This window comes from Spirochaetota bacterium (genome assembly GCA_026414805.1).
In the GTDB taxonomy this organism is placed as follows: Bacteria; Spirochaetota; UBA4802; order UBA4802; family UB4802; genus UBA4802.
Map to the genome: position 1 here is coordinate 1 of JAOAIH010000088.1, position 11158 is coordinate 11158.

At 38.8% G+C, this 11158-nt stretch carries 13 protein-coding genes and 1 tRNA gene; all 14 read left to right on the forward strand.

What is annotated here, in order from left to right; genetic code table 11:
* The first annotated feature begins 279 nt into the window (after positions 1–279).
* Positions 280–1284, forward strand: coding sequence for an NAD-dependent epimerase/dehydratase family protein (locus N3F66_13515; protein MCX8125162.1), 1005 nt, complete (start codon positions 280–282; stop codon positions 1282–1284).
* Positions 1285–1299: 15 nt separating this feature from the next.
* The gene (locus tag N3F66_13520) at positions 1300–2127 is read left to right on the forward strand and encodes an SDR family oxidoreductase (GenBank protein MCX8125163.1); all 828 of its coding nucleotides are present in this window, start codon (positions 1300–1302) and stop codon (positions 2125–2127) included.
* Between the two features lie 9 nt (positions 2128–2136).
* Positions 2137–2541: a hypothetical protein gene (locus N3F66_13525; protein ID MCX8125164.1), complete on the forward strand. Its 405-nt coding sequence runs from the start codon at positions 2137–2139 to the stop codon at positions 2539–2541.
* A 77-nt stretch (positions 2542–2618) separates the two neighbouring features.
* A tRNA-Val gene (locus N3F66_13530) sits at positions 2619–2693 on the forward strand.
* Between the two features lie 26 nt (positions 2694–2719).
* The gene (thrS, locus tag N3F66_13535; GenBank protein ID MCX8125165.1) at positions 2720–4624 is read left to right on the forward strand and encodes a threonine--tRNA ligase; all 1905 of its coding nucleotides are present in this window, start codon (positions 2720–2722) and stop codon (positions 4622–4624) included.
* Between the two features lie 170 nt (positions 4625–4794).
* Positions 4795–5352, forward strand: coding sequence for a translation initiation factor IF-3 (gene infC / locus N3F66_13540; GenBank protein MCX8125166.1), 558 nt, complete (start codon positions 4795–4797; stop codon positions 5350–5352).
* A gap of 18 nt (positions 5353–5370) precedes the next feature.
* Complete coding sequence (gene rpmI / locus N3F66_13545) at positions 5371–5568, forward strand: 50S ribosomal protein L35 (protein MCX8125167.1); 198 nt, start codon at positions 5371–5373, stop codon at positions 5566–5568.
* 18 nt (positions 5569–5586) lie between these two features.
* Entirely contained in the window at positions 5587–5943 is a 357-nt protein-coding gene (gene rplT, locus N3F66_13550; protein MCX8125168.1) for a 50S ribosomal protein L20, read from the forward strand.
* A 50-nt stretch (positions 5944–5993) separates the two neighbouring features.
* On the forward strand, positions 5994–6884 hold the full coding sequence (locus N3F66_13555) for a hypothetical protein (GenBank protein ID MCX8125169.1): 891 nt from the start codon (positions 5994–5996) through the stop codon (positions 6882–6884).
* A gap of 288 nt (positions 6885–7172) precedes the next feature.
* Positions 7173–7817 carry a hypothetical protein gene (locus tag N3F66_13560; GenBank protein ID MCX8125170.1) on the forward strand — a complete coding sequence of 215 codons (645 nt, stop codon included), beginning with the start codon at positions 7173–7175 and terminating at the stop codon, positions 7815–7817.
* Positions 7814–8167, forward strand: a complete 354-nt coding sequence (locus tag N3F66_13565) for a cell division protein ZapA (protein MCX8125171.1) — start codon at positions 7814–7816, stop codon at positions 8165–8167. Before N3F66_13560 ends, N3F66_13565 begins: the two co-directional genes overlap by 4 nt.
* Before the next feature lie 69 nt (positions 8168–8236).
* Positions 8237–8806 carry an RNA polymerase sigma factor gene (locus N3F66_13570; GenBank protein MCX8125172.1) on the forward strand — a complete coding sequence of 190 codons (570 nt, stop codon included), beginning with the start codon at positions 8237–8239 and terminating at the stop codon, positions 8804–8806.
* Positions 8807–8862: 56 nt separating this feature from the next.
* Positions 8863–10668, forward strand: a complete 1806-nt coding sequence (locus N3F66_13575) for a PQQ-binding-like beta-propeller repeat protein (GenBank protein ID MCX8125173.1) — start codon at positions 8863–8865, stop codon at positions 10666–10668.
* 149 nt (positions 10669–10817) lie between these two features.
* Positions 10818–11158, forward strand: a 341-nt coding sequence (locus tag N3F66_13580) for a chemotaxis protein CheW (GenBank protein MCX8125174.1), incomplete at its 3' end; no start/stop codon positions are given.

Below are 11158 nucleotides of genomic sequence, written 5' to 3' on the forward strand. Positions count from 1 at the left end.
AGATAATAGTATCTGTTCATCCTGTAATCACAACGCTGTATGTCGCATAGCAGGAATGCAGCAGCCATCAGAACCATTCAGGGATATGTATGAAGAAATTCCTTATTGTAAACGTGTTCTTGATAGTTTATAAACGGGTTGGAGCATATATTTTCCTTGAAATTTTATATAGAGCTATCGATAGTATAAAAATTATTAAATAGAATGAATGTGTACCCTAACTCAATATATAATTATATCTAAAAGCAAAAGGTATACATATACTATCAGGAGGTTATTATGAAAGCGTGTGTTACCGGTGCAACCGGATTTATAGGAGGAAATCTTGTAAAAACACTGCTAGGGAAAAAATACCATGTTAAAGCGTTAGTGTTGCCTAATGACCCCAAAATTCCTGAGTTGAAGAAAAATAAAGTAGAAGTAATACTTGGTGACATCAGGGATATTGAATCTGTAAAAAAAGCAGTCAAAGGCTGCGATGTGGTGTTTCACTGTGCTGCGGTGGTGACCGATTGGGCACCGCAAAAGCTTTTTGAGGAAGTAACTGTTGGCGGAACAAAAAATGTATGCGAAGCAGCTGTGTGGGCAAAGGTGAAACGGGTTGTAGATATATCCACCAATGATGTATTTGGCCTGCGTGAAGATGTGGTCATGGATGAATCATTCCCATTAGAACCCTGGGGCGAGCCTTATCCAGATTATAAAATCAAAGCCGAAGAGGTGATGTGGCGCTATCACCGTGAAAAAAAGCTTCCTGTCACCATGGTGTATCCGTGCTGGGTCTATGGACCCGGTGATCAGACGTTTGTGCCACTTTTAGCTGATGCTATTATAAAGCGCGAGCTTATCTTCTGGCGCAAAGATGTGCTGGTATGGCCAACGTATATTGAAAATCTTGTAGATTTATTATTACTGATAGCTGTAGATAAACGGGCAGTAGGCAACGGCTATCTGGTACATGATGGTGAAAGTATTACATTGCAAAAATTCTGTGAAGGCATAGCCCAGGCATTGGGAGTCAAACCAATAAAGACGCATATCCCTTACTGGGTTGCCTATGCAGCTGCAGTGGTAATGGAAACAGTGTGGAAAGCATTGAAAATAGAAAAGCGGCCATTATTGACTACGTACACAGTTAAGAATTTAGGGTCACGGCTGCAATTCAGTATTGACAAGGCAAAACGAGAGTTGGGCTGGGTTCCAAAAATTTCATTTGCTGAAGGGTTCCAACGTACTATGCAGTGGCTTAAAACACTTGACATTGCATCATTGAAAACAAAATAAAGGAGATAGCAACGTATGGAAAATTTTGCAGGTAAAACTGTTTTTATTACAGGTGGTTCCAGTGGTATTGGATTGTCGGCAGCAAAACTGCTTTCACAGGAAGGTGCCAACATTGCAATATTTGCCCGCAATCGTGTCCGCCTTGAAGAAGCCTTAAAACAGATAGAACAGGCAAAAAAACGTCACGGACAGCGGTTTGCATGGTACCAGTGTGATGTGTCCGACCCATCACAGGTTAAAAAAGCCTTTACTCAGGCTCTACGGCAGTTTGATACCTGTGACATACTTGTTAACTGTGCTGGCAGGGCCTATCCCAAATATTTTGAAGATATAAGCTTCAAGCAGTTTGAAGAAACTATGAAGATAAATTTATTTGGAATATGGAATACCTGTTCGTTTATGGTGCCCCATATGAAACAGCGTGGGGGCTATATCGTCAACACGTCATCGGTGGCGGGGCTTGTGGGAGTGTTTGGATACACTGATTACAGCGCATCAAAATTTGCCATCATTGGCTTTTCCGAAGCACTGCGAAGTGAGCTAAAGCGCTACAACATTACAGTTTCAGTGCTCTGTCCCCCTGACACTGATACGCCTGGCTTTGAGGTTGAAAACCGTACAAAGCCTGATGAAACCAAGGAAATCTCCAAATCAGCAAAATTGTTGACGCCTGATGAAGTAGCACAGGCACTGTTAAATGGCATGAAAAAGAAAAAATTTATAATCCTGGCAAACTTTGACAGTACGCTGACCTGGATTATGAAACGGTATGCACCATGTATTGTTGAAGCAGTTATGGATTGGCAGATAAAAAAAGTGCAGAAGAAAAAAAGTAAAAAATAAGGAGGTCGTATGTCATTAAAGGTGGCAGCAAATCTGGCGATAGTTACTGGAATAGGAATCCTATTATTCTGGATTGCCTTTTTCACGGTGGGACTTGCCCCTGAAAATCCGCCGTCTTGCTACTTTGCCTATGAACATTCATTTCCACTGCCTGATACAATATTAGCGATAGCTCTTATTACAGGTGGTATCTTTACAATAAAAAAAGGGGTCAGAGCATCCATAATACTTTTACCTGCAGCAGGCGGATTGATATTTTTGGGTTTGCTTGATATGGCATTTAACTGGCAGAATGGTATGTATACAATCACACTAGTGGATGGGGTGCTCAATGCGTTTATAAATATTTGGTGTGTTGCGTTTGGATTATGTGCTATATTAGCAGTACAACGCGAATCTGTGAAAAAGTCTTGACAGGCATAGCACAAGTTTAGTAAGTAGGTAATCCAGCAAATTTTTACTACGCACAGTTTGTGCAGCAAATACTTTTAGGGCGATTAGCTCAGCCTGGTCAGAGCGCCTGCTCGACACGCAGGAGGTCACTGGTTCAACTCCAGTATCGCCCAATTTTTTATTTGATGGATTGTTTAAAATGGCAAGTGTGCAACTAAGTAATGGAAAAACGATAGAAGTACAGGATGGTAAAACTGTACTGGATATACTGCCACAGCTTGATGGTAAAACAAAACCTGTTGCAGTCAAAATAAACGGGGCACTAAAAGATTTGCGAACGGCAGTTGCCGGTACCGCCCAGATTGAACTCATATCTTTTGACAGCCCTGAAGGCAAAGATGTGTTCTGGCATTCTGCTTCGCATCTTATGGCACAGGCGGTAAAACGGCTTTTCCCCGATGTTAAAGTATCCATAGGTCCTGCTATTGAAACTGGTTTTTACTATGATTTTGACAAACCAGGTGGCTTTTCACAGGATGACCTTGCAAAAATTGAAGAGGTAATGCGGCAGATAGTTGCTGAAGACATCCCCATCGTACGCAAAGAAATACCTCGTAAGGATGCCATAGAGCTGTTTTCAACGTTAGGTGAAATATATAAAGTTGAACTATTACAGGAGCTATCGGACGACATTGTTTCGTTGTATGAGCAGGGTGATTTTGTTGATTTATGTAGGGGTCCGCATTTACCAAGTACCGGATATATTAAGGCATTTAAACTTTTAAGCATTGCGGGTGCATACTGGCGGGGCGATGAGCGCAACAAGATGCTACAGCGCATTTATGGTGTTGCCTTCCCAGAAGAAAAAATGCTCACAGAGCATTTGAATTTTCTGGAAGAAGTAAAAAAGCGCGACCACAGAATTTTGGGCAGGGAATTGGATTTATTCAGCATACATGAAGATGCGGGTGGCGGACTTATTTACTGGCATCCAAAAGGCGGGAGACTACGAGCAATTTTAGAACAGTGGTGGCGTGAAGAGCATTTCAAGAATGGATACGAGATATTATATACACCACACATAGGGCGTGCAACGTTGTGGGAAACTTCAGGGCATCTGGATTTTTACAAAGAAAATATGTATTCGCCCATGGATATTGATGGCCATGACTATTACATAAAGCCAATGAACTGCCCGTTCCACATCAAAATTTACCAGACCAGCCTGCATTCTTACAGGGACCTGCCGCTGCGGTGGGCTGAACTTGGCACGGTGTACCGGTATGAAAAATCCGGAGTACTTCACGGGTTGTTGCGCGTACGTGGATTTACGCAGGATGATGCGCATATATTCTGCACTCCTGAGCAGATGGAAGATGAGGTACGGGAAGTTTTGCGCTTTTCACTATATATGTGGAAGGTGTTGGGATTTAAGGATATTAAGGCATATCTTGCCACAAAGCCTTCAAAATCAGTGGGCGATAGCTCTCGGTGGATTGATGCACAGGAGTCACTGAAAAAAGCAGTGCACGCTGAACAGCTTGATATAGAAGTAGATGAAGGTGGTGGAGCATTTTATGGCCCAAAGATTGATCTTAAAGTAAAGGATGCACTGGGCCGTGAATGGCAGATGACCACCATTCAGTTTGATTTTAATCTTCCTGATCGCTTTGACCTGTATTATATTGGTAGTGATGGGCAGAAGCACAGGCCATATATGATTCACCGAGCCCTTTTGGGTTCTATAGAGCGCTTTATTGGCATATTGACTGAACACTATGCGGGAAGATTTCCAGTATGGCTTTCGCCGGTACAAATTATACTGGTAAATGTAAGCCCAGAGCAGGCAGACTATACAAAAGATTTAGCTTTAAAGTTGCGTGCTCAAGGTATTAGGGTTAAGACAGATTTGCGGGATGAAACAATAAAATATAAGATTAGAGATGCTATTGAACAGAGAGTACCCTATATTGGTGTCATTGGGGGAAGGGAGATGCAGGAAAATACTATTGCAGTGCGTAAGCGGGGTGAACAGAAACCAGACACAATGAAAGTAGAAGACTTTGTTCTTTTAGTACATAAACAATGTGAAGATAAACAATAATGCTACAATAACATTGATTTTTTATTTGTAACATAGAAAAATAGTTGATTAATATATAACAGTGATAAGATGTGGAAAATTTTTTCGTTGAAATATTTGCTGTGTTACGATATATAGTATCACAGTTATATATTTTATATTGTTGATGTAATAAGTGTAAGGAGGATAACATAGACCGGGTTGATACCAAGCGTTTCAGGGTAAATGAGGAGATACGAGCCTCTATGGTTCGTTTAGTTGGTGAGGATGGTGGGCCTCAGGTTATTTCGTTACAGGAAGCATTGCAAAAAGCTATGGATAAAGGATTGGATTTGGTTGAGATATCTCCCAATCAGGATCCACCAGTAGTAAAAATAATTGATTACAGTAAATTCAAGTTTGAACAAATTAAAAAGGCCAAAGAAGCTAAGAAAAAACAAAAGGTTATTCAGGTAAAGGAGATTAAGCTGCGGCCTTCTATTGATGTGCATGATTTTCAGCATAAGGTGCGCCATGCACGTGAATTCATTGAAGATGGCAATAAAGTTAAATTTACTGTCATGTTTAGGGGAAGGGAAGTAGTGCACAGTGATTTAGGGTATAAAGTTTTGGATGATGTGAAGCAAGCTCTTGAAGATGTGGCACTGGTTGAAACAAATCCTTCAAAAGAAGGCAGAAATATAACCATGATAATGGCTCCCATGTCGGCTGCGCAAAAAAAGCGAATGCAGGAGCACAACAATCAATAAGTGAAGCGAGGTAACACAATGCCCAAGTTAAAAACCAACAGCGGAGCAAAGAAGCGGTTTAAAGTGACAGCTACTGGCAAGATTAAACGTGCAAAAGGATGGAAAAGCCATCTGCTAGAATCAAAAAGCCCAAAGCGCAAACGTGCATTACGAAAGCCTGCATATATCAGTGATGCAGATATAAAGCGCTTTGCACGGTTACTGCCATATTCATAATACAGTGAGGTAAAAGGTATGCCACGAGCAACAACAGGTAAAGTTCATCATAAAAGAAGAGAAAAGATATTAAAAGATGTGAAAGGTTTCTACGGTGCACGTAAAAACCTGTGGCGCACTGCAAAGGATGCCCGAAGAAGAAAATTGCAGAATTCGTATAAGGACAGAAGGCGTAAAAAACGTGACTTCAGAGCACTATGGATTATGCGCATTAATGCAGCTGCACGCCTTTACGGAATTTCGTACAGCCGCCTTATTGATGGCATGAAGAAAGCCAATATCCTTATTGATAGAAAAATACTGGCTGAATTGGCAGTAAGCGATACAGCTGCATTTAAGGCTATTGTTGAAAAGGTAACGAACAAAGCCGCGTAAAAAATTAATCGTATATGTCATACTGTAAGAATACAAAAAGCGCTATTATCATGGCGCTTTTTGTATTTATAGTAACTATCTCCCATAACCAAGCATTGTGCAGGCCATTTACACCATCAATGTATACCGTTGGTGAGGGTTCAATTGCTGGATATAGCAGTATTGATTTTATTCAAACTAGTGTAGCATATCCTAAAGAGTACGTTTCCCTCCATACAGGTATATTTCCTGGAACTGATTTGAGATTTTCTACTTCAATGCTGCAAGGCTCTTTCAAGGAGCTATCGGACACTACAATGGGAGATAGTGCCATTGGCATTTGGCATAGCTTTGGATTATTGTTAAATGCATTGTCAGGGGGTTTGCTTGTTGAGCTGGGATTGCCGACAGCTCCTGATGCATATTATAATGAAACAGCATTCACTACTGAGTTGGGCTTAACTACATTTTCATTGGCACTGATTGCTGCCTTTAGTGCTAAACCATTCACTGCAGTATTTGCATCTTGCTATATATTAATACCGCAGGAAGGAGAATCAGTTTTTGACGGGTTATCATTTAATGTGTTCCATAAAGGAACATGGAGTAGTGTGTTTGGTTTAAACCCATTAAAAAAAGATAGTATGCTGTATTATAAGAAATTATCCAATGATATTGTGTATTTTTCTTCAACCGTGGTGTTTGATGTCTACCCTATACTACCGTTTGTATCGTTATGTGTTGGAGATAGAATAAATAATACTCCTGTATATGGGGATCATGGATTGCCTGTTCTTTATAAAGGGTACAATGATACGCTCTTTTTTGTTACATCGCTTGGTATTCGTTACTTTTTTAATGAGAAGACATTTATTGGTACCGGAGTGGTGTATAATTGTATCCGGGATTGTGAGTATTCTCTTCACTACTCAGTTAATATTGACGTGTCCTCTGTATGGTAATTTTTATACTAAAAAATTAAAAAAATTATCTTGATTTTATATCCTGTTCATTATACTTTATTGTCATTGAATAAATTATTGTTTGAATGCCGTAATTTTTTTTATTACTCAAAGGAGTTAGGTTGAGTATTAAAAATTAGTCTATCAATACAGTACTTTTTTATGCTAAGAGGTGTAGTGAGTGATGCAGCATCAAGTCATAATATTTTTATTTACTGAATGATTTTTTATGCCGACATTTACTACAGTATAACTGTAAAAGAATGAATAATTCGGGAGGATGTTCTCATGATTACAATGCAGCAATTAGAGGAGCTTGAAAGCAGGATTATAAAAGCATTGCAGCTTATTGGTGACCTTAGAGCTGAGAATGCAAAGCTGGAAGCAGATAATGAATCACTCAAGGTGCAGGCTGAAGAAGCGCGCTTAAGCCTTGAAGAAAAAGAGCAGGAAATAGCACGCCTAAAAAAGGAAATTGAGGCTGCCACTAGTGAGCTTGCGCAGATTAAACAACGTGAAGAGGTGCTTGAAAAGAAGATTATTGAAATGCTTGGCAAACTTGAGACATTGAAATCCGGGAAAACTCCCGCATTTGGTGCTAAATCTCAAGTTCAACCAGCACCAGCACAGCCCAAACCACAGCGCCCTGAACCAAAGGTTGAGGAAAAATTCCTTGAGGAAAAGCCTGCAGAGGAAGATGACATTATCATCATTGATGATGTTGAAAAGGCAAAAGGAGATGTGGAAGTTGATACTCTTCCGGCAGAAGAGGACGAGATAGTATTGCTGGATGATACGGATGAAGAGATAGTCATTGATGATGTTGATGGTGATGTAATTATAATTGATGAAGACACAACAGAAAAAAAATCTTCAAAAGATAAAATTTCAGACGATGAAGATTTTATTATTATTGAGGATGATGAAAAATGATTTCAGGACTGCAAAATTCCAATAAAGTAAAAGTAACTATACTGGGGCAAGTGTATACTATTGAAGGAGATGCATCAGGTGATTATATTGCAAAAGTTGCTGATTATGTAAACAAAAAGATGGAGGATGTTGCCAGAAGTATGACTAATGCAAGCCAATTGCAGATTGCCATTCTTGCTGCCTTAAATATTGCAGATGAGCTCTTTCAGTTAAAGGAATCAGAATACATGGTTACTGATGAGATCCGCGAAAAAACCAACATGCTCATTTCAATGCTTGATGAGGGACTGATTGGAGATGTCTTCAATATAACGGGAAAACCCGTGAACACCTATAAAAAGATATTATGAATGAAATAAATAAAAATTTTTTTATAGCATTGCACTTTTACTACATTCCTGTGATATATACTAATAACAATGAGTCAAACTTTTAAAGCTCTGACAGATGAGGAACTGGTCAAATGCATTGTTGCGGGCAATGACAGTGCATTTGAGGAGCTTTACCAGCGGTACTCTGAGCGCATATATAAGCTTTTATATAGTTATGTATACAATGAAGATGATGCTATAGATCTTATGCATGATGTGTTTATACGAGCATACAGGCATATACATAAGTTTGATGTTACCAGAACATTTTCATCATGGCTGTATAAGATTGCAATTAATTGTGCCAAGAACCACAGGTATAAGGTACACAAAACAGATACCATGATTGAAAAGGAAGAACATCGTCTTATGAATGCACAGGGAGTAAAAACCCCTGAAGATTATGTTATTGATGATGAGATTTCCAGAGAGTTTTCGTTGGCTATTGATACTTTATCTGATAAATTCAAAGAAGTTTTTTTATTGCGGGTGGGACAGCAATTACAATATAGCGACATTGCGTCAATTTTGAATATTTCAGAACGTACAGCTAAATGGCGTATGGAAAGGGCTATAATGTATATTACAGACTATCTTAAAAAAAGAGGAGTACTATAAATATTCATGTGTAACTTTATGGTGGAATTACAACACGATAAAGTTTTGGGATGGTTATGAATAAATGGGATTTGGATAAAGAATTATACTCCGAAATAGCTGGGTATGCTGGTGATTCCGCCGATGCTTTTTTTGAGCTTCTGCATAAGTGGCAATCATCAATTCCGCCTTTTCGCGATTCTCTTACCTATTCTGATGTTATTGAACAATCAAAGACTACAAAGGTATATGGTACAAAGTGGTTGCCATTTGTTGCTGCAGGGGTAGCTGCTATTGTAATAATGAGTGTGCTTATTTTTAACATCGTATCACAGAAAGCTACCTATAAGCCAGCAATATGCAAAGCTGTTATTGGAGACGTGCATATCATAAGAGACAGCAAAGTCATAAATCTGGTCAACGGCATGGAGTTATTACAATCTGATACCATTGTATGTGGTAAAGAATCAATGGCTGTGATAGAGGTAGGTTCTGCCACTGTACGAATTGATCAGAATTCAGAGGTTACGATTGATACTCTGCAACAGACGCAGGTGCTATCGCTTGCTGCTTCAATGAATAAAGGAATACTATATGCAGCTGTAAAGAAATTATACAAAGGTGATAGCTTATTAGTAAAAACAAAAACTGCTGTTGCAGGTGTACGTGGAACCACATTTCTGATACAATCCGATAGCCGGTTAACCAAACTGATTGTCGTTGATGGGAAGGTACTCCTTGCTCCTCGTGTTGCGGGTGTGCCCCCTGAACAAATACATGGTATTGCTGTTGATGCCGGTAAATCGTGTGTTATTGATACTAAGACGCTTGAGTCCATCCAACAATCTGTTGAAGAAAAAAAGATACCATTGGACCAGGCAATTCAACAGTTAATTCCTGTGTCAACTGCAGATGAAAAAGCAATCCAAGCTCTCAATTTGATACGCCAGAATATTGTGCAGGATGTTGTGATTGATACCAGTCAGCCGCAAAGTTTAAATAATCTTTCCCCAATTGTTGCAATTATTCCTTATAAAAATGATCTGATAGCAACTACAAATACCGGCTTATATTATTGTGGAAATAATATTGTTAAATGGAAGCATGAGTTTCCTGTTTTTTCAAAACCGTTTATATGGAATGATTATATCATTATTCAAAGTACGATGTTACAGGCTCTTGATACAACAGGCACCATTACATGGCAGTTAGATATTGAAGGCAATGTTATTTATGATGGCATTATACCAGTGCGCGATACTATAGTTGTCCCCACAACAAAAGGGTTGGTATATTTTATTCATAAAAATGGCAGCATAGTGCATAAAATTAACTGCAATGCTCCAATTGTTGCAAAGCCAGTACTGTTTGGCCAGATGGTATGTGTGGCTACTGCTGATGGATATCTGTATGCAATCGATGTTGTTTTAGGTGTTAGTATCTACAGGAAATATATTGGACAGGTAGTACCAAATGGCATTTTTGGCAAATATCCTGAAATATATACAGTAGCACCTTCGTCAATACAGAAAATTCATCTTTTAAAGGATGAAATTGTATGGAAGTACAGTGATAGTGAGATAGTAGCTGCTGTAGAACATCCGCAGGGTATAATATTTGCAACAAAAAGAGGCACCCTGGGGAAAATTTCAGGCAATGGGAATTTACAATGGCAGATAAGTCCAGGCAAGGATATTCATTCGTTGCAGTATACTTCAAAAGGTATCATCTTTATTGCTGAAAGTGTCTTTTATCAGATGTCTGATACAGGTGAAGTGTTATGGTCATACACATTGCCTGTCAAAAATACTGAAGTATTGTCTATAGGACCACAAACAGTATATATTCGTATAGAAAATAGTTATCTTGTCCTGAGGTTGTAATTATAAAGGATTTCTTGCCAAACTATACAATTATTCAAAAAAATAACAGTTTAAACTTTTTTATATGCCAAATAATTTTGTCTTGAAATTATATTGATACTATAGCATAGTATTATAACAGTATATAATGTGTATTGTAAAGGTGGATTATGAATAATGAATTATTGAATATTGCGTCAAAAACGGCTGAATCTGTAATTGATGATACCGATTCTATTGATATACTTCAACTGGTAAGCTTTAAGCTTGATGAAATTGAATATGGTATTGATATTTTGTCAGTTCATGAAATATTACGGATTCCGGAAATAACACGCCTTCCCAATACGCCCGAATATATAAAAGGGGTTATCAATTTAAGAGGTAATGTCATCCCGGTGGTTGATATCAGGGTGCGGTTTGGGATGCAGCCCGTTGCATTGACTGAATTAAGCAGGATAATTGTAGTTGAGATAGGCGAAAAATTAGTAGGCCTTTTGGTGGACAATGT